Here is a 21,043-nt window from a genome sequence, read left to right as displayed (position 1 = left end):
GCAGAGTAGGGGCATGACGACAGCGCTGCACGGGCCCCTCTCGGCGTACGCCGCACGGCTGCACGCGACGATCGGCGACCGGCATCACGTCGCGTCCCCGCTCGGGGCCTGGCTACTGCTCGCGGTCTGCGCCGCCGAGGCGGACACCTCCGACCCGGCCACCAGGGACCTGGCGCACGCCCTGGGCACCGACCCGGCGGACGCCGCCGAGGTCGCCCGAACCCTGCTGGACGCGCCGCACCCGCTGGTCGGGGCCGCCACCGCGCTCTGGCACCGGCCGGGGCAGGTCAACGCGCCGGCGGCGTGGCGGGCCGCGCTGCCCACCACCACCGAGGTCGGCGTCCTGCCCGACCAGGCCGGGTTGGACGCCTGGGCACGCGAGCACACCCTCGGCCTGATCGAGACGTTCCCCCTGCGGGTCGGGCCGGACGTGGTGCTGGCCGTGGCCAGCGCGTTGGCCACCCGGGTGTCCTGGGCCACCCCGTTCGACGTCGCCGACGCCCGCGCGCTCGGCGCCGGCAGCCCGTGGGCCGGCCAGCTGCGGCGGGCGCTGCGCAGCCCGAGCCAGGGCCACCGGTGTGCCATCGTCACCACCGCGCGCGCCGGTGACGTGATCGTGCACTGCGCGCCGGCCCGGACAACCGACGGCGCGGGGCTGGTGGTGGTCTCGGTGGCCGCCGCGCCGCAGGTGCCGCCGGCCGACGTGCTGGCCGTCGCGTACGACCTCAGCGCCGGCGCGGCCGACGGCGCGCAACCGGCCGACAGCCGATCCCTGTTCGACCTGCCGCTCGGCGAGGCTCCCCTGTGGACGGTCACCGAGCAGCGGGTACGCACCCGGGCCCACGGCGGCCGCGAGGAGCGACACCACGCCGTACTCCCCTGCTGGTCGGCCCAGAGCGAGCACGACCTGAGCGCCCCGGGGCTCGGCTTCCCGGCCGCGGCGGCAACAGTGGCGAAGACGCTGGCACTGCCGATCGAGACCGTCGAGGCGCGACAGACCGCGATGGCCCGGTTCGGCCGGTACGGCTTCGAGGCCGCGGCGGTGACCGGGATGTTCGGGCTGACCAGTCTGCCCCCGGAGGGCGTCGCCCGCACCGCCGAGCTGCGCTTCGGTCACCCGTACGCCGCGGTGGCGGTCGCCACCGACACCCGGGGCGACGGTGGCACCGGGCCGTGGCACGCGCTGCCGGTCTTCTCCGCCTGGATCAGCGAACCGGAGGAACTGCCCGAGGCCGACGCCGCCGACCGGTGACTCCGGGGCGGCGAGCCGTGGCCCGTGTGATCGTCACTGCTCGCCGAGGAGATCGGCGATCGGCAACCGTCGGATCAGGATCGCCGGCACGCGAGCGGACCTCGCCGCAGCGGCCGGTCAGGGCGGGTACGAACCGGGCGGCGTGAGCCTGGGGCTGCCGTCGCCATCGCGCGGTAGTCGCGCCACCATCTCCCGGAACTCCCGTACCGTCATCGCCGCCCGCAGGGTGGCGAAGACGGCCCCGGTTCCGGCCCGGGCGGTGGCCGGGTCCACCCCGGCGCGCTCTCCCACCAGCCGCAGGAACTCGGCGGGGCCGGCGTCCGCCGGCGGCGGGACGGCGGTGGCGCCACCGACATCCAGACCCACGCCGGTGTCGATCGCGTCCAGGCCGGGGTCCGAGCCGACGGGCACCACCGGATCCGGGGTCGGTCCGCCGGTCCCGGCCGTATCCGGGGCTGGGCCGCTCAGGTAGCCGTCGACCTCGTCCGGCAGGTGCCCCACGGGGTCGCCGGGCGCGCTGCCGATCACCCGTTCGGCAATGGTCTGGAGTACGGCCCGGGCGAGCACCGCGGCCTGCTCGGCCGGCAGGCCGGACCGGTTGGACACCGCGTCGATGAAGTACGGGAACCCGTCGCCGTCGGTCACGCCCGGGCGGTTACCCCTGGCCGGCCGGGACAAACTGGTGCTAGGTCAGCAGCCCCTCGGCCAGCAGGTGGTCGAAGATGATCTGATCGACCGCCGAGGTGCGGTGCCGGTCGGCGTACCCGAGCCAGGCCATCTCGGCGATCTCGCTCGCCGGCCGAAGCCGGCCCTGGTACCCGGCCCGGTAGCAGGTCATCCGCACTGTGGTGCCGGTCGCGTGGCTGTGTGCCTGAGCGGTGAAGGTGCCCAGGTGCACGGCGTCGCGCACGTCGACCTCGACGCTCAACTCCTCGTCGATCTCCCGGCGCAGGGTCTCCAGGTCGGTCTCGCCGGGCTCGCGTTTTCCACCCGGCAGGTACCAGACGTCCTTCCCCTGGGACCTGGTGCTCAGCACCCTGCCGTCCTCGATGAGGATCCAGGCCACCTTGTCGATCTCGCGCACGATGCTCCTTCCGGCCGCTGGGATCGGGCACGCTACCACCCGGATCCCGCGCTCAGTCGGCCAGCAGGTCGAGCAGCAGCGCGGCGGTCCAGCTGAACGCCGGTGAGCCCAGCCCGGCGCCGGTGTCCGGGTGGAAGTACTCGTGGCAGCCGGCCCCGGCCACCAGGCCGACCATCGAGCGGCGCAACCCGGCGGCCAACTCCGGGTGCCCGTGGGTGAGCAGCCCGCGCCGGATCAGCCAGCCGATGTTGAGCCAGCTCGGCCCGCGCCAGTAGCGCAGCGGCTCGAAGTCGGGCGCGGTGCGGTCGTAGGTGGGCAACGGCCGGGCCATCCGCCGGGCCACCCCGAAACGCGCCGAGCGGGCCTCGACGACCAGCGCGTCGACCTGCCGGGTCGGCAGGTCGGGCAGGATCAGCGGTGCCAGCCCGAGCACGGTCCGGGCGCTCACCAGCCGGTCGGTGCGCAGGTCGCGGGGTTGGAACGTGCCGGTGTCCGGGTCGTACAGCCGACGTACCAGGGCTTCGGTGAGCTGGGCCGCGCGGTCCCGGTGCGGCCCGGGGTCGCCGCCGACGAGCGCGGCGATCTCGACGAGGGCGTGTTCGGCGGCCCCGAAGGCCGCGTTGAACAGCGGGCACTCCACCAGGAACGGGTGATCGGCGGCCAGGTCGCGGTCGGCGTAGCGGTGGTCGCGGTAGGCGGCGACGATCGCCAGGTAACGCGCGTAGTCCAGGTCCGTGGGGCGGTGTGCGGCGTCGGCGTGCGCGGTGTCGTGCCGACGGTACGCGGACATGACGGCCGCCTCGGCCGGCACCGCTGCCATCGGCTCGTCCCAGGCCGGGCTGTTGTCCAACCCGGACTCCCACGGGTGCACGACGCAGACCAGCCCGTCGCCGGCCACGTCCCGCCGCTCGGCCAGGTAGCGCTGCTGGGCGACCAACGCGGGGTAGAGCCGGCGCAGCGCGGCCAGGCCGGCGGGGTCGGGTGCCCGCCGGTACGCCAGCAACGCGGCGAGCGCGTGCACCGGGGGTTGGACCAGGCCGGAGGTGGCCACCGCCGGTGCTCCGGGCACGTCGGCCGAGCGCCACATCTCCGGTCCGGGGAAGTACGCGCCGACCCGCAGCGCCGGGTTGAACACGATGTGCGGCACCCGGCCGTCGGCCCACTGCGCCCGGAACAGGCTCGCCAGCTCCCGCCAGGCACGCTCGGGGCGGACCTGGGCCAACCCGATCGCGATGAACGCGGAGTCCCAGCTCCACTGGTGCGGGTAGAGGGTGCGCGACGGCACCGTGTGGTCGTGTTCCCAGTTGGCGTCGAGCGTGTCGACCGCCAGCTGACGCAGCCCGGTCGGGTCGGCCGGGCCACCGGTGCGGGCGGCGTCGGCGCCGGACGATGCGGCGTCGGTGGGCGTGCCGACGCTTGACGGTTCGGCGTCGGTGGGCGTACCCACGCTGGGCGGGCCGGCGGCGGCGGTCACGCGGCGGCCCGCCGGGGCAGCGCGTGGCGCAGCACGGTGGCGGCCTGTTGCAGGGCGCGGACCGGGTCGCCGCGCAGCCGGCACTCCAGGGACAGCCACCCCCGGTAGTCCAGCTCCAGGAGGGTACGCACCAGCGCCGTCCAGTCCAGGTGCCCGGCGCCGGGCTGGTACCGGTTGGAGTCGCTGACCTGGACGTGCCCGAGGTACGGCGCGGCGGCGCGCAGCGCGCGGTGCACGTCGTCCTCCTCGATGTTCATGTGGAAGGTGTCGGCGACCACCCGGACCGACGGCAGCCCGAGGGTGGCGCAGAGCGCCACGGCCTCGTCGAGCCGGTTGACCATGTGGTCCTCGTACCGGTTGAGGGGTTCCAGGAAGAGGGTGACCCCCTCGGCCCGGGCGTGCTCGCCCAGCTCGCCGAGGGCGTCGAGGAGCACCTGCCGGTCGCCGTCCGGCGGGCGGGGCGGCTCGAACGGTGGCAGCCGCCGGGAGAACATCCCCCAGGCGGCCGGGGTCATCACCCCGACGCCGCCCAGCTCGGCGATCACCGAGAGCTGGGAGCGCAGGTTGCGGATGGCGTCGGCGGACCGGGCGCTGTCGAAGTCGCCGATGAAGTGGTCCATCTCGACGCAGACGGTGGGCATCACCACCCCGGCGGCGCGGGCCCGGCGCAGCTCGGGCAGCCGGCGGGCGAACGCGAGGTCGCCGCGCCCGCGTAGCTCGATGCCCTGGTAGCCGAGGGCGGCCGCGAGGGCGAACTTCTGGATCAGGTTGGCGCCCGGCAGGAGTTGTTCCTGACAGGCCAGCGCGATGGTGGTCATCTAGAACCTCAGCACGACTTGGAGGACGTCACCGGCGCCGCGGTCGAGCAGCGCGAGGGCGTCGGCGACCGCGCTGGCGTCGACGACGTGGCTGACCAGTGGCAGCGGGTCGACGCTGCGGTCGGCCACCAGGTCCATGAAGGTCTGCGCGACCCGGTCTGCGCTCCACCGGCCGGCCATGCTCGGCGCGGGGGTGGGCCCGGAGACCTGGGCGGCGACCAACTGGATGCGGTTGTGGTGGAACTCCTCGCCGAGGCCGAGCGCGTCGGCCTGGCCCTGGTAGAAGCCGGCGGCCACGACCCGGCCGGCGTGGGTGGTGGAGCGGATCGCCTCGTGCAGCGCCGGGTACGCGCCGGACAACTCGAGGCAGACGTCGGCCCCCCGGCCGTCGGTGGCCTGGCGCAGCACGGCGGCGGCGGACGTGTTCGTGACGTCCACTGTGGATCGGGCGCCGTACCGGGCGGCGTGCGCCAGCCGGGTGGGCACCGGGTCGACGGCCACCACCCGGGCCCCGGAGAGCACGGCGAGCCGGGTGGCGAGCAGCCCGATGACGCCCTGCCCGAAGACGCCGACCCAGTCGCCGAGGTGCAGGTCGCCGGCGAGCACGGCGGTCAGCGCGATGGCGCCGGGGCGGGCGAAGACCGCGGCGAGCGGATCCAGCCCGATGGGGAGCGCACGGACCGCGTCGGCGGCGAGCACGGCCTCGGCCCGGTGCCCCCAGATGCCCCAGACGAGCTGCCCCGGATGCCGGTCGGTGACCTCCGGGGCGACCTCGATGACCTCGCCGACCTCTTCGTAGCCGAAACCGATCAGCGGGTAGGGCACCGGGGTCTGTCGGGGGACGAACATCCGGGCGGCGTCGTCCCAGTCTTTGCTGAGCCGGGGATTGCTGCCCCGGTAGAGCGTCAGCTCGGTGCCGGCGGAGATGCCCGAGAAGCAGGTGCGGACCCGGACCTGGCCGGGGCCGAGCGGATCCGGCGGGCAGGGCTCGAGGCTGATGCGTCGAGGCCCGGCGAGAGAGACCACCCAGTTGCCCATGTGTCACATCCCGGTAGCACTGGGTTCCAGGCTACCCGAGAAATAGCCATATGTCTTGCTATTGATCAATCGAAGGTGTTGAATCCGTCTTGTACCCTTCGAGAGGAGTGCCACCGATGTCAGCACCTCCGAGGCGGATACTCGCCACCACAGTGATCCTGGCACTGACCGCGTCCACCCTGCTGGCCTGCGGCGATGACCAATCGGACAGCAGCAGCAAGAAGATCACCGTCTGGAGCCTGGAGGACGTGGCCGACCGGGTGACCGCCACCAAGGCGATCATCGCGGACTTCACCGCCACGACCGGCATCCAGGTCGACCTGGTGACCGTCAACGAGGACCAGTTCCCCTCGTTGATCGCCGCAAACGCCGCCGCCGGCGACCTGCCCGACGTGGTCGGGTCGGTCTCCCTCGCCGGCATCCGTACGCTCGCCGGCAACGAGCTGCTGCACGCATCGGCGAACGCGGAGGTCGTCGACAAGCTAGGCAGGCAGACGTTCTCCCCCCGGGCGCTGGAGTTGACCTCCGACGACGGCAGACAGCTCTCCGTGCCCAGCGACGGGTGGGGGCAGCTGCTGGTCTACCGCAAGGACCTGTTCGCCGCGGCCGGCCTGCCCGCCCCCGACACGTACGAGCGGATCACCGCCGCCGCGACGCGGCTGAACACCGGCGGCGTCGCCGGGATCACCGCCGCCACCGCACCCAGCGACGTGTTCACTCAGCAGACCTTCGAGCACCTGGCGCTGGCCAACGGCTGCCAGCTCACCGACGACTCCGGCGCGGTCACCCTGGACTCACCCCAGTGCGTCGAGGCGTTCCGCTTCTACAGCGACCTGATCCGCACCAGCTCGGTGAAGGGCGCGCAGGACGTGGACACCACCCGGGCCACCTACTTCGCCGGCAAGGCGGCCATGGTGATCTGGTCGCCGTTCATTCTCGACGAGCTGGCCGGGCTGCGTAACGACGCCAAGCCGACCTGCCCCCAGTGCCAGGCCGACCCGGGGTTCCTGGCGAAGAACAGCGGGTTCGTCACCGCGATCAAGGGGCCGAGCGGCACCGAGCCCGCCCAGTACGGCGAGATCAGCTCCTGGGCGGTGCTGGACGGCGCGGTGACCGATCCGGCGAAGGCCTTCGTGGAGTACATGCTCAGCGACGGCTACCCGCGCTGGTTCGGCATGTCCCCCGAGGGCCGCTTCCCGGTCCGCAAGGGCACCCCGGCCGAGCCGGAGGCGTACCTGACCGCCTGGAACACCAGCCAGGCGGGCGTGGACGCGAAGAAGCCCCTCGCCGACGTGTACGGCGACGAGGTGCTGGCCACGTTGCGCCGCAGCCCGGACACCTTCGGACGGTGGGGACTCAGTCAGGGGCAGGGCAAGCTGGTCGGCGCGATGCTCGGCGAGCTGCCGGTGCCCAAGGTGCTGAGCGACCTCATCGCGGGCAAGGCCGACGCGGCGGCCACCGCCAACCGCGCCAAGAAGGACGTCGACGCCATCAAGGCGGGCGTCAATTGACCACCACCGCGCCCGGCCCCGGCCGCTCCCCCACCCGGGAGCGGCCGGCGCCACCCCGGCGCCGACCCCTCACCCTGCGCCGCCGCGAATCCCGGGCCGGCCTCGCGCTGGTCGCACCGACACTGCTCGTCACCATCGCGGTGATCGGCATCCCGATCGTGTGGACGGTGGTGCTGGCCTTCCAGCGGGTCCGGCTCGCCACGCTGCGCAAGACCGGCCTGTTCGGCGACTTCACCATGGACAACATCGACCGGGTGCTGCACACCCCCGGCTTCGCCGACACGCTGTGGGTGACAGTGGTCTACAGCATCGGCGGCACTGTCGGGTCGATAGCGCTCGGTCTCGTCGCGGCCCTGGTCGTCCGCCGGCCGTTCCGGGGCCGCACCCTGGTCCGGGCGTCCATGCTGCTGCCGTACGTGGCGCCGGTGGTCGCGGCGACGTTCGTCTGGCAGGTGATGCTCGACCCACAGCTGGGCGTCGTCAACGCGTGGGGGCAACGCCTGCTCGGTTGGGACGCCCCGGTGCCGTTCCTCACCCAGGAGTCGACAGCGCTGGCCACGGTGATCATCTTCGAGGCGTGGCGGTACTTCCCGTTCGCGTTCCTGTTCCTGCTGGCCCGGCTCCAGGCGGTGCCCGGCGAGTTGGAGGAGGCCGCCCGGGTCGACGGGGCCACCCCCACCCAGCGGTTCCGGCACATCCTGCTGCCGCAACTGATGCCGGTGATCGCCCTGCTGGGCGTGCTGCGCTTCATCATGACGTTCAACAAGTTCGACGACGTCTACCTGCTCACCGGCGGTGCGGCCGGCACCGAGGTGGTCAGCGTGCGGGTGTACGAGTTCCTCACCGCCCGTACCGACATCGGGGCCGCTGCCGCGCAGGCTGTCGTCCTGGCCGTGGTGCTCATCGTGTTCGTGCTGATCTATCTGCGCTTCTTCGGACGGAGGGTGAGCTGATGGACCGGGACGTGGTCGAGACGGTGAGCCTGCGGTGGCTGCGCCGCCTGGTGATCGCCGTGTTCCTGCTGATCACCGTCTTCCCCTTCTACTACATGCTGCTGCTCTCGGTACGCCCCATCGAGCGGCTGCTGCTCGACCCCGGCGCGCTGGTGGTCGGCTTCGGTGAGCTGACAGTGGCCACGTACGCCGAGGTGTTGAAGGCCACCGACGACGGCGGCCAGGGTTTCCTCACCTTCATCCGAAACAGCGGGCTGGTCGCCGTCGCGGCGACAGTGCTCACCCTGCTGGTGGCGATCCCCGGCGCGTACGCGGTGGCCCGGCTGCGGTTCTTCGGCCGGCGGCAGGTGGACTTCCTGTTCCTGGCGGTCTACCTGTTCCCGTCGATCGTCATCGCGATCCCGCTGTTCGTGGTCTTCACCCGGGCCGGGCTGCGCGGCTCGCTGTTCGGTCTGGTGCTGGTCTACATCTCGCAGACGTTGCCGGTGTCGGTCTACATGCTGAAGAACTACTTCGAGACCATCCCGGTCAGTCTGGAGGAGTCCGCAGCCATCGACGGTGCCGGTCGGCTCGGCATCATCCGGCGCGTCAGCCTGCCGCTGGCCATGCCGTCGATCATGGCGGTGGCGCTCTACGACTTCATGATCGCCTGGAACGAGTTCCTCTTCGCGCTGCTGTTCCTGGTCGACAAGCCCAACCGGTGGACGGTGTCGCTGGGGCTGTCCCTGCTCGCCGACGGGGTGGAGGTGCCCAAGACGGTGCTGATGGCCGGGTCGGTGGTGCTCACAGTGCCCATCGTGATCCTCTTCTTCGCCAGCGAACGACTGCTCACCGAAGGGCTGACCAGCGGCGCGGAGAAGGGATGATCGTCTCGTCCGGGTCGTCCGCCCGCCCCCCACCGGCCCGGATACGGTGGCCTCATGGCCAACCCGACCCGCTGGGCGACCGACACCGGTCCCGAGCACTCACAGTGGTACATCGACCGGTTCCGCAAGCTCGCGGCCGAGGGCGAGGACCTGGCCGGCGAGGCCCGCCTGGTGGACGCCCTCGTCGCGCCCGGCTCACGGATTCTCGACGCCGGCAGCGGCACCGGCCGCGTCGGCGCCGCGCTGGCCGAGCGGGGGCACACGGTGGTCGGGGTGGACGCCGACCCGGCCCTGGTCGATGCCGCCCGCGCCGACTATCCCGGCCCGACGTGGCTGGTCGCCGACCTCGCCGAGCTGGACCTGCCGGCGCTGGGTGAGGCGGAGCCGTTCGACGCGGCCGTGCTGGCCGGCAACGTGCTCGCCTTCGTCGCTGTCGGCACCGAACCGCAGGTGCTGCGCCGGGTGGCCGCGCACCTGCGACCCGACGGCGTGTTGGCGGTGGGCTTCGGCACCGAGCGCGGCTACCCGTTGACCGCGTTCGACGCCGACGCGGTGGCCGCCGGGCTGCGCGTGGAGCACCGCTTCGCCACCTGGGATCTGCGCCCGTGGCGCGACGACGCCGCGTTCGCGGTCACCGTCCTGCGCCGCCCAGCAGACTGAGCGCCAGCGCCGCCTCCCCGCTTCCCGGTGATCAAGAGGTTTGCGTCAGCTTCGCGCCACATTCTGACGCAAACCTCTTGATCACCGCAGTTGTGGCGGGGGTGGGAGGGTGCGGTGGGGGTCAGTTGGGGGTGGGGGCCGCTCGGGCGGCCGTTGGGTCGAGGGTGGCGCCGGCGGGCACCAGGCTGACCAGCCCGGCCGGCAGGCGCACCGGTCGCACGTCGCGGTAGCCGAGCATCGGCAGCACCTCCCGGTCGGCCAGCACGTACCGTCGGCCCAGGTCGGTGACCACGGAGACCGCGCCGCCGGTCGCGCCGGGCGCCGCCGCCGCCTCGACCACCGCGCCGCGGCCCGGCTCCACCACCACATGGTCGGCCAGCACCGCGCCGCCGGTCGGCGCGGTGCGCGGCACGGCCGTCAGGTCCCGCAGCGGTACGCCCCAGCGCACCTCACCCACCCCGCCGTCGTCGCCGAGGCGGGTGCAGAGCGCACCGCCGTCGGCGCTCGCGAGCCGGGGCGGGGCCGGCGGCGGGGCGTTCGGACCGGTCGGGGCGAGATCGGGCACCGTGGGCAACGCGGCGAACCGGCCCAACGTCATCGGCACCGGCGCGACCTGCCCGGTGCGGGCCAGCAACAGCCCCGCCTGCAACTCGGTGATGCCGGCCAGGCCGGCGTCGAGCGCCACCGCGTACTGCCGACCGCCACCGGAGTTGCTCACCAGGTAGACGGTGCCGATCGCGGCCCCCGGCACCCGGGAGGCCGGCTGGCCCAGCGCGGGCAGGTCGAGCGGGGCGAGGTCGACGCCGGCAGGCAGCGAGTTGAGCAGTGCCGGCGCCACCGCAACCGCCTGCGCCCGGGTGGTGGCGAGCGCCGCCAGCACCCGGCTGGGATCGCGGACGAGGTAACGCCGCTGGTGCCAGACCAGGTGCAGCCCGCCGTCGGGGTGGCGCAGCAGCAGCGCGTCGTCGCCCAGTGGCCGGCCACCGTCGGGTTCGGTGCCGATCAGCAACGCGGAGCGGGGCCCCTGGGCGCCCGCGCCGGCCGGGATCGTCGAGCAGACCGTCCACGCCGTGGCGGCCAACCGGCCGGGGGCGGGCAACGAGTCGGGGGCGTCGGCGATGCCCAACGGCAGCCCGCGCGGCACCCCGTCGATCGTGCGCCGGGACACCAGCACGGTCTTCGACCGGTCCGCGCCGACGATGAGCAGCGCCGAGGCGTAGTTGAGCACCGGGTGCAGCTTCTGCTCGCGGTAGACGAACCGGGCGCCGGACTCCTTCTCCACGATCACCGCGCCTGGGTCGCGCCACCCCTTGCCGCCGCCGGCGAACAGCCCGTAGAGGGCGAAACCACCGAGCCCGATCACCGCCACCAGGACGCTGGCCAGGCCGGCACCGGCCAGCCGCCGAAACGGCGACTGCGCGGGATCGGTCTCCCGCATGACCAGGGCGGCGACCGCCCGCTGGACGCTGAACTGGTAGGAGTGCAGCTGGTCCTGCCGCGACGGCATGAGTCCCCTCCGGTGGATCGACCGGGCACAGGATATGCGCTGCGTCGATGTTCCGTGGACCCTGCGTGGCCGTCGGCGGCGGGGCAACCGGTACCATCCGGGGACGAATCCGGCGGCGAGAGGGCACCCGTGGGCGCGCGTTTCGAAGAGCTGGCCTGGCGGGAGACTCCGATCGGCGCGATCAGCCTGCGCCGGCGCCGGGACCCGGCACTCCAGGTCGAGGTGTACGAGGTCAAGCTCGACGACGAGTATCTGATGTCCAGCCTCTTCCCGGTCGCGGAGATCGAGCTGGCCCGGCTCGGCCTCGCCGAGGTGACCGGTGACTCGCTCGACGTGGTGGTGGGCGGTCTCGGGTTGGGCTACACCGCCTGCGCGGCGCTGGGCGACCCCCGGGTGCGCTCACTGCTCGTGGTGGAGGCGATCGAGGACGTGATCGACTGGCACCGGCGCGGGCTGCTGCCGTTCGCGGCGGGGCTCGCCGAGGACCCCCGGACCCGTTTCGTGCAGGCCGACTTCTTCGCGGCGGTGGCCGGTGACACCGGTTTCGACAGCGAGGTGCCCGGTCGACGCTTCGACGCCGTGCTGCTCGACGTCGACCACTCCCCCCGCAACGTCCTGCACCCGAGCCACGCGGCGTTCTACCCGCCGGCCGGGTTGCGCCGCCTGGCCGCCCTGCTGCGGCCCGGGGGTGTCTTCGCGCTCTGGTCGGACGACCCGCCGGACGCCGAGTTCACCGCGTCGCTCACCGAGGTGTTCGTGGACGTGCGGGCGCACGTCGTGCCGTTCGCCAACCCGCTGACCGGTGGCGAGTCGGCCAACACCGTCTACGTGGCGCGCGCCGACGGCTGAGCGCCCGGATCGCACCTCAGGACGTCGGGGTGTCGCCACGCGCCGAACACCACCGTGGGGAACCCGAGTCGATCAATCGGCATGGTGTCGGCCGGACGGGGAACGTGTACCCGGGTCGGCCGCACCAGACGCGGCCGGTTACGGGAGGTCGACATGCGTGCACTGCTCTGGGTCGTCGGCGTGGTCGCCGGCGTGCTGATCCTGCTCGGGTTGCTCCTCGAAGCGGTCCGCTGGCTGATCATCATCGGTCTGATCGCGCTGGTGATCGTGATCGTCTGGGGCGTCGTCAAGGGGCGGCAGGCCATGAACCACCAGTCCCGACGGCGTTGACCGGTCAGAACCAGTCCGGCCGCATGTCGAGCGTGGTCCGGTCCCGGCTCTCCAACAGGTCGAACTGCGGCCCGGTGCGGGGCAGCTCGACGGTGAAGAAGTAGCGGGCGGCCTGCCGCTTGCCGGCGTGGAACGCGTCGCCGGCCCCCTCCGGCGGCAGCGCCAGCACCTGCTCCAACCACATCCACGCGATCACCACGTGCCCGACGGCCTCCAGGTAGGCGCTGGCGTTGGCCAGCGCCAGCACCGGGTCACCGTCGGCCCACAGTCGACTGGTGACAGCGGTGACCCGGTCCACCGCCGCCGCCAGCCGGCCCGCCAGCTCGGCGGCCCCGCCACCGGCCTGCCGGGCCCGCTCGACCGTGTCGCCGATCGTCGCGGTCAGCAGGACGAGACCAGCGCCGCCCTGCATGGTCATCTTGCGCCCCAACAGGTCCAGCGCCTGGATGCCGTGGGTGCCCTCGTGGATCGGGTTGAGCCGGTTGTCCCGGTAGTGCTGCTCGACGTCGTGGTCACGGGTGTAGCCAGCGCCGCCGAGCACCTGGATCGCCAGGTCGTTGGCGGTGAGGCACCACTGCGACGGCCAACTCTTGGTGATCGGGGTGAGCACGTCAAGCAGCAGGTGTGCGCGCTCGCGGTCGGCCTCGGCCGGGGCGGTCTTCTGCTCGTCGAGCAGCCGCGCGCAGTAGAGCACCAGTGCCAGCGCCCCCTCCACGTAGCTCTTCTGGGCCAGCAGCATCCGCCGTACGTCGGGGTGGTCGATGATCGGCACCTGCGCGGTGGCCGGGTCCTTCGCGCCGACCGGCCGGCCCTGCGGCCTCTCCTTCGCGTACGCCAGGCTCTTGAGGTAGCCGGTGTAACCCAACGCGGTCGCGCCGGCCCCGACCCCGATCCGGGCCTCGTTCATCATGTGGAACATCTGCGCGAGACCCTGATGGGGCGCGCCCACCAGGTGCCCGACCGCTCCGGGGCGACCGGCCGGGGTGTGCGCGCCGTCGCCGAAGCTGAGCAGGGTGTTGGTGGTGCCCCGGAACCCCATCTTGTGGTTGAGCCCCGCCAACACCACGTCGTTACGGTCGCCGAGCGACCCGTCCGGCCCGACCAGCACCTTGGGCACGATGAACAGCGAGATGCCCTTGACCCCGGGCGGCGCGCCCGGAATGCGGGCCAGCACCAGGTGGACGATGTTCTCCGCCAACTCGTGATCGCCACCGGAGATCCACATCTTGGTGCCGAAGAGCCGGTACGTGCCGTCCTCCTGCGGCTCGGCGCGCGTGGTGATGTCGGCCAGTGAGCTGCCGGCGTGCGGCTCGGACAGACACATGGTGCCGAAGAACCGACCGTCCAACATGGGCCGCACGTACGTGTCCACCTGCTCGGGGCTGCCGTGCGCCAGCAGCAGGTTGGCGTTGCCCAGGGTGAGGAACGGGTACGCGGAGGTGGCCACGTTGGCGGCCTGGAACCAGGTGAAGCAGGCCGCGGCGACCGCGTGCGGCAGTTGCAGGCCACCGACGGTGGCGTCCAGCCCGGCGGTGAGCAGGCCCGTCTCGGCGAAGCTGTCCAACGCCGCCCGGACCTGCGGGATCAGCCGCACCCGCTGCCCGTCGAAGGTGGGCTCGGCGAGGTCGGCGGCCCGGTTGTGCGGGGCGAACTGCTCGGTGGCCACCCGCTCGGCGAGGTCCAGGGCGTCGTCGAAGGTCTCCCGGGAGTGCTCGGCGTAGCGGGGGCGCTCGACGAGGTCGGCCACCCGCAGCCACTCGTGCAGCAGGAAGTCGAGGTCACGGCGGGAGAGCAGGGTGGACGGCACGGCACTCCTCAGCGGGCACGGGGGGCGGGCGGGGCGACGGCCCACTGTCGCCCCGCCCATCCTGGCCGATCGGCACGGCCCCGCACCACCGGCCCGGCCCGGGTTCGACGGGCGGGACTTGTCACACCCACCGGTTAGCGTCGTTGCCCGTGACCGCACCCGGAGACGTCCCACCCGAGGTCCTCGACCGGCTGCGGCCGATCTGCCTCGGGCTGCCGGAGACCTACGAAGAGCCCGCCTGGGTGGGCATCCGCTGGCGCATCCGCAAGCGGACCTTCGCCCACGTGCTCACCGTCGACCCCGACCGTCAGCCGGTCCACGCCCGGGCCGCCGCCCTCGACCGGCCCGCCTGCCTGCTGACCTTCCGGTCGCCACTCGACGAGATCGCCGGGCTCCTCGGCGTGGGCCACCCGTTCTACAAACCGGACTGGGCTGCGAACGTGCTGGGCATGATCGTGGACGGGGACACCGACTGGGAGGAGGTGGGTGAGTTGCTCACCGAGAGCTTCTGCGTCCTGGCCCCGAAGCGGCTCGCCGCGCGGGTCGGGCCCACGGTGCCGCCGTCCCGCTGAGCGCCCGCGCTGCCCGCCGACCGGCGGTTTCGGGCGGCGCGCTCGGGGGATACCGGGCCCGATGGCCGGAGCCGTCGGCACCGGCGTGAGCCGAGGACGCCGATGGGCGGGTGAGGAGCGGGTCGATGTCGTCGCTGCCCACCGAGGAGGATCCCCGGTTGACGTCGGTGCTGCACGAGGACCGGGTGTGCACCGGTGTGACAACACTGCGCGGTCGGGTGTTCCTCAGCTACCCGTCGGCGGACCGGCCCGGCGTGCAGGTGGTCGAGGCGCTGCCGGACGGCCGGCGCGAGCCGTACCCCGACGCCGCGTGGAACCGCGCCGACCAGCCGCCGGACGGGGCGTTCGTGCACGTCAACGGCTTGCGCACCGGCCCGGACGGCCGGTTGTGGATCGTCGACTCGGGCACGCCACAGGTCGCCGGCGCGCAGGTGCCCGGCGGCGCCCGGCTGATCGCGGTGAACCTCGACGGCGACCAGGTGGATCGGGTCTACCACCTCGACGAGGCGGTCCACCCGGACAGTTACGTCGACGACGTCCGGTTCAACGGCCCGATGGCGTACCTCAGCGACGCCGGGGCCGCCGGCATCATCGTGCTGGACCTCGACTCGGGTCGGTCCCGGCGGGTGTTGGACGGGCATCCGAGCACGGTGGGCGGGCCGTTGGTCGCCGACGGTCGCAGGCTGCGTGACCCGGACGGTGCCGAGGTACGCCTGCACGTCGACCAGCTGGAGGTGTCGCCGGACGGTCGCTGGCTCTACTACCAGCCGGCCTCCGGCGGGATGTCCCGGATCGCCACCCGCTGGTTGGACGACCCGTCGGTGTCCGCCGAGGAGCTGGCCCGGCGGGTCGAGCGGTGGTGCGACACACCCAGCACCGGTGGCACTGCCATCGACGCCACCGGCATCATCTACCTCAGCGACGTGGAACGACGACACGTCCTCGCCCTCGCACCCGACCGCAGCGTCCGGACGCTGGTCGCCGATCCCCGGCTGGCGTGGGTGGACGCGATGTGGATCGACGCCGAGGCCCGGCTCTGGATGCCGGCGGCCCAGCTGCACCTGACCGCCGGGCTCAACGGCGGGCGGTCGGCCGTCGACTACCCGGTGCACATCTACCGGATGCCCGTCGAGGCCGGGCCGCCCCCGCGCGACCACGTCTGACTGTCCAACGGCCCCCGCTGCCCAGCTGCGGTGGGTGCCGCCGCCGACGGGTCCGCCGCAGGTGTCCGCCGCCCGAGGACGGCACCCGGTCGTGACCCGCCGACCTGTCGCAGGTCGCCGTTAGGCTCCGCGCCATGGCTGATTTCGTGTTGGTGGCGGGGGCGTGGTTGGGCTCGTGGGCGTGGGACGAGGTGGTCCCGCCACTGCGGGCGGCCGGCCACGGCACCCACCCGCTGACCCTCTCCGGTCTCGCCGAGCGGCGGGAGGTGCCCGCCGGGCAGCAGACCCACGTGCGGGACATCGTCGACGAGATCGAGCGCCACGACCTGCGCGACGTGGTGTTGGTCGGGCACAGTTACTCGGGCATCCCGGTGGGTCAGGCCGCCGAGCGGATCGGTGACCGGCTGACCCGGGTGGTCTTCGTCGACTCCGAGGTGCCTGTCGACGGCGGGTCGTTCGCCTCCGGTTGGTGGCAGGGCCAGGCCGCCTTCGAGGCACAGCTCGTCGACAACGGCGGGCACTGGGCTCCGCTCGGCGCTGCCGATCTCGACGGTCAGGGGCTCACCGACGGGCAGATCGCTCGCCTGGTGGAGGGGTCCACTCCACACCCGGGCGGCACGCTGACCGAGCCGGCCCTGTTGAGCCGACCACTGGGTGAGCTGCCGGCGACGTACGTGAAGTGCCTGCTCGACGGGCCTGAGCCCAACGACACGGTGGCCGCGCTGCTGACCAGCGACCACTGGCGACTCGTCACGATGAACACCGGCCACTGGCCGATGTTCTCCCAGCCCGCCGAGCTGGCCCGGGTGCTGCTGGCGGAGGTCGCCTGACCCGGTGGTGACGGGTGGCGCGGGCCTCGGACAGGTGCCGCCCGTTCGGGGGCGCGGGCCCGGTGGCCGAGCGGCGGCGCGACCGGGCCCCGCCCCTGTGGTCAGGCCGCCGGTTCGTCGAGGGTTCTGATCTGGCGCACCGGTGACGCGAGCAACCACAGCACGGCGAGCACGCCGCCCAGGCCGGCGATGACCAGGGTGGGCCGCAGCCCGATGGTGGTGCCCAACGCGCCGCCGACCAGCGCGCCGAGCGGTCGGATGCCGTAGTTGACGGCGCTGTAGGCGCCGGCCCGGCGTCCTCGCGCGTCGTCGGGTGTCACGGCGGTGAGGAGGGCGTTGAGGTTCACGTCCATCAGCATCACCCCGACGCTGGAGACCAGCTCGATGGCCGCCAGCATGGCCACCTTCGCCCAGGTGGATCCGGACACCAGAGCGGTCAGTGCCAGCGGTGCGGGAAAGAGCATCGCGCCGATCATGGCGGTGCGGCCCAGGCCGATCGCGCGCGAGATCCGTGGGGCGAGCGCCGCGCCCGCGAACCCGCCGAGCGCGCCGAACCCGAAGGCGATGCCGATCGCGCCGGCCGACAGGCCGAGGTCACGGCTGGCGTAGAGCACCAGCAACGCGCTGGCGATGAAGGTGAAGAAGTTGACGGTGCTGGTGCAGCCGAGGGCGGCCCGCAGCACCGGGTGCCGCAGCACCAGCACCAGCCCTTCGCGGACCAGGCCGAACGTCGACGTCCGACGGGGCGGGGGCGGCGGCTCGGTCACCGGGATGCGGCTGAGCAGCACCGCGGAGCCGAGGAAGGACACCGCGTCGACGACGATCGCGACCGGGGCGCTGAGCGCCTGGACCAGTCCACCGCCGACGGCCGGGCCGGCGATGAAGGACAGCGACCGGCTCATGCTGAGCTTGCTGGTCGCGTCGACGTACGCCGAGCGCGGCACCAGGGCGACGAAGAATGCCTGACGCGCCATGGCGAAGAGCACCGCCCCAACGCCGGTGAGCAGTGCCACCAGGTAGAGCTGGGTGAGGGTGATCGCGTCGAACAGGTAGGCCACCGGCAGGCTGAGCAGCACCGCGGCGCGGATCAGGTCCGCGATGATGAGGAGTCGGCGTTTGTGGGTGCGCTGGTCCACCCAGGCACCCAGGATCAGGCCCAGCAGGTTGGGCAGCCAGATCAACGCGGTGAGGACGCTGACCTGCACGGGTGTCGCGGTGAGCAGGGTGACGGCGATCAGCGGTAGGGCCAGTTCGCTGATCCGGTCACCGAACTGGGAGATCGTCTCGCTGATCCAGAAGGTGCGGAACCGCCGGTCGCGGTGCAGGGGCGGCGCGGTGGCGGTGGCGGTGGCGGTCATGACGCGGCCGGGTCGTCGCCGGGTTCGGGCAGCAGGTAGCGCAGCATCCGCACGGTTCGCGCGTCGGCCGGCGACGTGTCGTCGTCCTTGCGCCGCACGTACGGGGCGAGCAACTCTTCGATGGCGGCCTCCAGCCGTTGCAGCTCCTCGGGGGTGGCCACGAACCGGGTGTCGGCCACTCCGGCCACGCCGCGCCACTGCGCGTCCAGCCGGGGCTCGTCGTGCAGCAGCCACTGTTGCGGCGCCTCGGCGGTCCTGGCGAACATCTCGCCGCGGAGTTGACGGCCGGCGGCCTGCCCCTCGGCGTCGTCGGGCAGCTCGAAGCGGAAGCCCCGGGCCGCGGCCTGCCACCAGCGCTCACGCTTGCTGGCGGTGCCCTCCGCGTCGACGACCAGGCCGAACGTGGCGAGGTGTCGCAGGTGCCAGCTGACCACCGACGGGGTGGCCCCGACGTGCGGCGAGAGCCCGGTGGCGGTGGCCGGGCCGTGCCGCTGGAGGCGGTCGAGGATGGCCAGCCGGACCGGATGGGCCAGCGCCCGGAGGGCCTGCGGCTCGGTGATCTCGAAATCCCCGTACGGGTTCTTGAGAGACATGTTTCGAGAGTAGCCTCTCAGATCAGATCGGGGAACCCTCGACCCGCCGCGACGGCGCCCCGCCGATCAGGCGATGCCCAACCGCGCCAACGGCTCGACCAGCTCCCGCTCCTCGTAGCTGAGGTGCGACAGGAGAGCGTCGGTCAGCAGGTCCACAGCGGCCCGCAGCTCGGCGAGGCCGTCCGGAGACCCGACGTACGCGACCAGCGCCCGGTCGACGCCCTCGAGCACGTCGTGGATGACGTGGTGCTCCTGCTCCAACCGGTCGACCACCGGGCCGAGTCGAGGGTCGCGCGCCCGCAGCCGGGGGAAGAACGACTGGTCCTCGATGGTGTGGTGGGTGGTGACGATGCGGCAGTACGACTCGCAGTAGACGCCGAGCGTCCACCTGTTCTGCCGCATGGTCATGGTGTTGATGTGGGAGCGGGCCGCGCCGGCATCGATCTCGCCGGCCGCCACCTGGTCGATCAGGTCGTGAATCTGGGCCAGCTCGGCGCGCAGACCGTCGTGGATCTGCACGAGGTGCGCACCGGTGGCCTGCTCCTGCGGGGTGTACGTGCGCTCCGGGTCGGGCGCGGGCCCGCTCGGCCGGGTCGACTCGTCCCACACCCGCCGCTCGCTTCGCCGTACACCGTCGTCGGGGGTCGGCACCACGGCGAACGCGCCGCCAGTCGCGGTGGCGCGGCTCCCCCGCACCGGCGCCGCGACGACCGCCGCCGGCTCGGGCTCGGGGTCCGGCTGTGCTGGCGTACGCCCTGGCGCCGCGCCCCTCTCCCGTTCGGCGGCGACCAGCTCACGGACGGCGGGGGCGACCTCGCCGGCGAAGCGGCGCAGGTCGTCGGGGTCGTCGCTGGCCAGGATGAAGGTGCCGACGCCGTCCTCCACCGCCAGCTCGGCCAGCTCCTCGGCCCACTGCTCGGCGGGCCCGTCCAGCGGGCCGCGCCCGACGGCCGAGAACTGTCCGGCGATGTTGAGCAGCCGGCGCACGTCCTGCGGTGACCGGCCGGCCTCCCGCGCGGCGTCATCGATGATCGCGTTGCCCTTGGCCAGGTCGCCGGGCTGGAGGTAGCCCAGCGTGGGCAGCCAGCCGTCGGCCCGACGGCCGGTGAGCTGGAGCATCCGGGGCTTGTACGCGCCCAGCCAGATCGGCGTGTGGTGGGCCGGGGCGGGACCGCGCTTGGCGCCCACCACCCGGTAGAACTCGCCGTCGACCCGCACTCCGCCGCGCGTCTCGACGTCCCAGAGCTGACGGATGACCTCGATGGCCTCCGTCAGCGCCCGCACGCCCTCGCCGGGGGTCAACCGCCGGCCGCCCATCGCCTCGATGGCGTCCCAGAACGCGCCCGCCCCGAGGCCGAGGCTGACCCGGCCACCGCTGAGCAGGTCGAGGCTGGCCACGCTGCGGGCGAGCACCGCGGGCGGGCGCAGTGGCAGGTTCGTCACGTTCGCCGCGAGGTGCACCCGGTGGGTACGGGCCGCGACGAAGCTCAGCAGCGTCCAGGTGTCGAGGAACGCCGGTTGGTACGGGTGATCCTGGAAGGTGACCAGGTCCAGCCCGACCTGCTCGGCCAGGACGGCGACGCCGACCGTACGGTCCGGATCGCCTGCGCTGGGCGTGACGAAGGATCCGAAGACCAGGTCGTGGCCGTAGTCGCTCATCTGCGAGCCTCCCGATTCGCCCGACGCGTCGGCTGATGCGTCGTGACCTTAACCTTATGCCACACAGAACATCTGCTGCCATCAAGGTCTGGCTCACTGCGCTATTCTCGGGGGATGACGGGTGCCACTCACCGGCCGGGCCGGCCCGATCCGCTCGACGACGACCTGGGCTGGATGCTCGGGATCGTCTTCCGCGGCTACATCCGCGCGGCCGAGCACGCGCTCACCGACTTCCCGGGCGGCCCTCGTGGCTACCAGCTGCTCACCGCGGCGATCAACGGACCGGCCCGGAACCAGGGCGCGATCGCCGAGGAGATCGGCATCGACCGCACCGTCCTCACGTACCTGATCGATGACCTGGAGGGGCCCGGCTTCGTGGCCCGTCGCGCGGACCCGGCCGACCGACGCAACCGGCTGATCGAGGTCACCGACGCCGGTCGTGCCGCGTGGGAGCAGCGGCGAGCGGCACTGCGGCAGGTCGAGTCGCATCTGCTGGGTGCCCTCACGCCTCCCGAGTCGGCGACGCTGCGGTCCCTGTTGCAGAAGGTCGCCTGTTCGGCCCAGGCGGCGGACCCGCTGCGTGACCTCTGTGAGGTGGTGACCGAGGTGCACGCCGAGCCGGCGTCGCCCACCGCCCGCCGGACCGGTGCCGCGGCGGCGCGAAGCGGACGAACCGCCTCCCCCCGAACCCGCCGAAGCACCGGTTGACCAGTGGATAT

21 protein-coding genes are annotated in these 21,043 nt (G+C 73.0%); 11 read left to right on the top strand and 10 right to left on the bottom strand.

Features of this window, described 5'->3' with window-relative positions; genetic code table 11:
• Positions 1-13: 13 nt before the first annotated feature.
• Entirely contained in the window at positions 14-1,252 is a 1,239-nt protein-coding gene (locus tag QCZ28_RS19140; protein ID WP_279517935.1) for a hypothetical protein, read from the top strand.
• A gap of 117 nt (positions 1,253-1,369) precedes the next feature.
• Here the strand turns inward: QCZ28_RS19140 and QCZ28_RS19135 are convergent, their stop codons facing one another.
• The 5 genes from QCZ28_RS19135 to QCZ28_RS19115 all read right to left on the bottom strand — a co-directional run bounded on the left by QCZ28_RS19135 (position 1,370) and on the right by QCZ28_RS19115 (position 5,666).
• Positions 1,370-1,897, bottom strand: a complete 528-nt coding sequence (locus QCZ28_RS19135) for a DUF2267 domain-containing protein (protein WP_279517934.1) — start codon at positions 1,895-1,897, stop codon at positions 1,370-1,372.
• Positions 1,898-1,937: 40 nt separating this feature from the next.
• The gene (locus QCZ28_RS19130; protein WP_279517933.1) at positions 1,938-2,336 is read right to left on the bottom strand and encodes an NUDIX domain-containing protein; all 399 of its coding nucleotides are present in this window, start codon (positions 2,334-2,336) and stop codon (positions 1,938-1,940) included.
• A 52-nt stretch (positions 2,337-2,388) separates the two neighbouring features.
• Positions 2,389-3,675: a hypothetical protein gene (locus tag QCZ28_RS19125; protein WP_279517951.1), complete on the bottom strand. Its 1,287-nt coding sequence runs from the start codon at positions 3,673-3,675 to the stop codon at positions 2,389-2,391.
• A gap of 131 nt (positions 3,676-3,806) precedes the next feature.
• Positions 3,807-4,628 carry a sugar phosphate isomerase/epimerase gene (locus QCZ28_RS19120; RefSeq protein ID WP_279517932.1) on the bottom strand — a complete coding sequence of 274 codons (822 nt, stop codon included), beginning with the start codon at positions 4,626-4,628 and terminating at the stop codon, positions 3,807-3,809.
• Entirely contained in the window at positions 4,629-5,666 is a 1,038-nt protein-coding gene (locus tag QCZ28_RS19115) for a zinc-binding dehydrogenase (RefSeq protein WP_279517931.1), read from the bottom strand.
• A gap of 116 nt (positions 5,667-5,782) precedes the next feature.
• On the opposite strand from QCZ28_RS19115, the gene QCZ28_RS19110 reads away from it, so the two are divergent.
• The 4 genes from QCZ28_RS19110 to QCZ28_RS19095 are packed head-to-tail and all read left to right on the top strand — an operon-like array spanning position 5,783 to position 9,656.
• On the top strand, positions 5,783-7,177 hold the full coding sequence (locus tag QCZ28_RS19110; protein ID WP_279517930.1) for an extracellular solute-binding protein: 1,395 nt from the start codon (positions 5,783-5,785) through the stop codon (positions 7,175-7,177).
• On the top strand, positions 7,174-8,130 hold the full coding sequence (locus tag QCZ28_RS19105) for a sugar ABC transporter permease (RefSeq protein WP_279517929.1): 957 nt from the start codon (positions 7,174-7,176) through the stop codon (positions 8,128-8,130). Before QCZ28_RS19110 ends, QCZ28_RS19105 begins: the two co-directional genes overlap by 4 nt.
• Positions 8,130-8,996 (top strand): carbohydrate ABC transporter permease, encoded by an 867-nt coding sequence (locus QCZ28_RS19100; protein ID WP_279517928.1) that lies wholly within the window; start codon positions 8,130-8,132, stop codon positions 8,994-8,996. Before QCZ28_RS19105 ends, QCZ28_RS19100 begins: the two co-directional genes overlap by 1 nt.
• A 54-nt stretch (positions 8,997-9,050) precedes the next feature.
• On the top strand, positions 9,051-9,656 hold the full coding sequence (locus tag QCZ28_RS19095; RefSeq protein WP_210866343.1) for a class I SAM-dependent methyltransferase: 606 nt from the start codon (positions 9,051-9,053) through the stop codon (positions 9,654-9,656).
• Between the two features lie 121 nt (positions 9,657-9,777).
• Here QCZ28_RS19095 and eccB read toward each other — a convergent pair whose 3' ends face one another.
• Positions 9,778-11,163 (bottom strand): type VII secretion protein EccB, encoded by a 1,386-nt coding sequence (eccB, locus tag QCZ28_RS19090; protein ID WP_279517927.1) that lies wholly within the window; start codon positions 11,161-11,163, stop codon positions 9,778-9,780.
• A gap of 129 nt (positions 11,164-11,292) precedes the next feature.
• Here eccB and QCZ28_RS19085 point away from each other — a divergent pair, with 129 nt between their 5' ends.
• Complete coding sequence (locus QCZ28_RS19085; RefSeq protein ID WP_030336355.1) at positions 11,293-12,012, top strand: spermidine synthase; 720 nt, start codon at positions 11,293-11,295, stop codon at positions 12,010-12,012.
• 153 nt (positions 12,013-12,165) lie between these two features.
• A complete protein-coding gene (locus QCZ28_RS19080) occupies positions 12,166-12,342 on the top strand; it encodes a hypothetical protein (RefSeq protein ID WP_279517926.1) in 177 nt (58 codons plus the stop codon).
• A 4-nt stretch (positions 12,343-12,346) separates the two neighbouring features.
• On the opposite strand, the gene QCZ28_RS19075 is transcribed toward QCZ28_RS19080, so the two are convergent.
• Positions 12,347-14,149, bottom strand: a complete 1,803-nt coding sequence (locus tag QCZ28_RS19075; RefSeq protein ID WP_279517925.1) for an acyl-CoA dehydrogenase — start codon at positions 14,147-14,149, stop codon at positions 12,347-12,349.
• 149 nt (positions 14,150-14,298) lie between these two features.
• On the opposite strand from QCZ28_RS19075, the gene QCZ28_RS19070 reads away from it, so the two are divergent.
• The 3 genes from QCZ28_RS19070 (at position 14,299) to QCZ28_RS19060 (ending at position 16,714) form a co-directional block, all read left to right on the top strand.
• Positions 14,299-14,721 (top strand): MmcQ/YjbR family DNA-binding protein, encoded by a 423-nt coding sequence (locus QCZ28_RS19070; protein ID WP_279517924.1) that lies wholly within the window; start codon positions 14,299-14,301, stop codon positions 14,719-14,721.
• 125 nt (positions 14,722-14,846) lie between these two features.
• Positions 14,847-15,884 (top strand): L-dopachrome tautomerase-related protein, encoded by a 1,038-nt coding sequence (locus tag QCZ28_RS19065; RefSeq protein ID WP_279517923.1) that lies wholly within the window; start codon positions 14,847-14,849, stop codon positions 15,882-15,884.
• A 134-nt stretch (positions 15,885-16,018) separates the two neighbouring features.
• Complete coding sequence (locus tag QCZ28_RS19060) at positions 16,019-16,714, top strand: alpha/beta hydrolase (RefSeq protein WP_279517922.1); 696 nt, start codon at positions 16,019-16,021, stop codon at positions 16,712-16,714.
• A gap of 101 nt (positions 16,715-16,815) precedes the next feature.
• Here the strand turns inward: QCZ28_RS19060 and QCZ28_RS19055 are convergent, their stop codons facing one another.
• The 3 genes from QCZ28_RS19055 to QCZ28_RS19045 all read right to left on the bottom strand — a co-directional run bounded on the left by QCZ28_RS19055 (position 16,816) and on the right by QCZ28_RS19045 (position 20,324).
• Complete coding sequence (locus tag QCZ28_RS19055; RefSeq protein WP_279517921.1) at positions 16,816-18,072, bottom strand: MFS transporter; 1,257 nt, start codon at positions 18,070-18,072, stop codon at positions 16,816-16,818.
• Complete coding sequence (locus tag QCZ28_RS19050; RefSeq protein ID WP_279517920.1) at positions 18,069-18,665, bottom strand: helix-turn-helix domain-containing protein; 597 nt, start codon at positions 18,663-18,665, stop codon at positions 18,069-18,071. Before QCZ28_RS19050 ends, QCZ28_RS19055 begins: the two co-directional genes overlap by 4 nt.
• 66 nt (positions 18,666-18,731) lie before the next feature.
• The gene (locus QCZ28_RS19045) at positions 18,732-20,324 is read right to left on the bottom strand and encodes an LLM class flavin-dependent oxidoreductase (protein WP_279517919.1); all 1,593 of its coding nucleotides are present in this window, start codon (positions 20,322-20,324) and stop codon (positions 18,732-18,734) included.
• 114 nt (positions 20,325-20,438) lie between these two features.
• Between QCZ28_RS19045 and QCZ28_RS19040 the strand changes: the two genes are divergently transcribed.
• The gene (locus QCZ28_RS19040) at positions 20,439-21,032 is read left to right on the top strand and encodes a MarR family winged helix-turn-helix transcriptional regulator (RefSeq protein ID WP_279517918.1); all 594 of its coding nucleotides are present in this window, start codon (positions 20,439-20,441) and stop codon (positions 21,030-21,032) included.
• The last annotated feature ends 11 nt before the right edge of the window (positions 21,033-21,043 follow it).

Source organism: Micromonospora sp. DH14 (assembly GCF_029809455.1).
Lineage (GTDB): Bacteria > Actinomycetota > Actinomycetes > Mycobacteriales > Micromonosporaceae > Micromonospora > Micromonospora parva.
The sequence above is the reverse complement of the archived record's forward strand: the minus strand, read 5'-3'. Positions and strand labels throughout refer to the sequence as shown.

What these genes read in the sequence shown, in the direction of transcription:
- QCZ28_RS19040 (WP_279517918.1), top strand. Translation starts at nt 20,439, where the DNA reads ATGACGGGTGCCACTCACCGGCCGGGCCGGCCCGATCCGCTCGACGAC.
- QCZ28_RS19065 (WP_279517923.1), top strand. Translation starts at nt 14,847, where the DNA reads ATGTCGTCGCTGCCCACCGAGGAGGATCCCCGGTTGACGTCGGTGCTG.
- QCZ28_RS19080 (WP_279517926.1), top strand. Translation starts at nt 12,166, where the DNA reads ATGCGTGCACTGCTCTGGGTCGTCGGCGTGGTCGCCGGCGTGCTGATC.
- QCZ28_RS19120 (WP_279517932.1), bottom strand. Translation starts at nt 4,628, where the DNA reads ATGACCACCATCGCGCTGGCCTGTCAGGAACAACTCCTGCCGGGCGCC.
- QCZ28_RS19115 (WP_279517931.1), bottom strand. Translation starts at nt 5,666, where the DNA reads ATGGGCAACTGGGTGGTCTCTCTCGCCGGGCCTCGACGCATCAGCCTC.
- QCZ28_RS19055 (WP_279517921.1), bottom strand. Translation starts at nt 18,072, where the DNA reads ATGACCGCCACCGCCACCGCCACCGCGCCGCCCCTGCACCGCGACCGG.
- QCZ28_RS19045 (WP_279517919.1), bottom strand. Translation starts at nt 20,324, where the DNA reads ATGAGCGACTACGGCCACGACCTGGTCTTCGGATCCTTCGTCACGCCC.
- QCZ28_RS19095 (WP_210866343.1), top strand. Translation starts at nt 9,051, where the DNA reads ATGGCCAACCCGACCCGCTGGGCGACCGACACCGGTCCCGAGCACTCA.
- eccB (WP_279517927.1), bottom strand. Translation starts at nt 11,163, where the DNA reads ATGCCGTCGCGGCAGGACCAGCTGCACTCCTACCAGTTCAGCGTCCAG.
- QCZ28_RS19060 (WP_279517922.1), top strand. Translation starts at nt 16,019, where the DNA reads ATGGCTGATTTCGTGTTGGTGGCGGGGGCGTGGTTGGGCTCGTGGGCG.
- QCZ28_RS19100 (WP_279517928.1), top strand. Translation starts at nt 8,130, where the DNA reads ATGGACCGGGACGTGGTCGAGACGGTGAGCCTGCGGTGGCTGCGCCGC.
- QCZ28_RS19050 (WP_279517920.1), bottom strand. Translation starts at nt 18,665, where the DNA reads ATGTCTCTCAAGAACCCGTACGGGGATTTCGAGATCACCGAGCCGCAG.
- QCZ28_RS19110 (WP_279517930.1), top strand. Translation starts at nt 5,783, where the DNA reads ATGTCAGCACCTCCGAGGCGGATACTCGCCACCACAGTGATCCTGGCA.
- QCZ28_RS19140 (WP_279517935.1), top strand. Translation starts at nt 14, where the DNA reads ATGACGACAGCGCTGCACGGGCCCCTCTCGGCGTACGCCGCACGGCTG.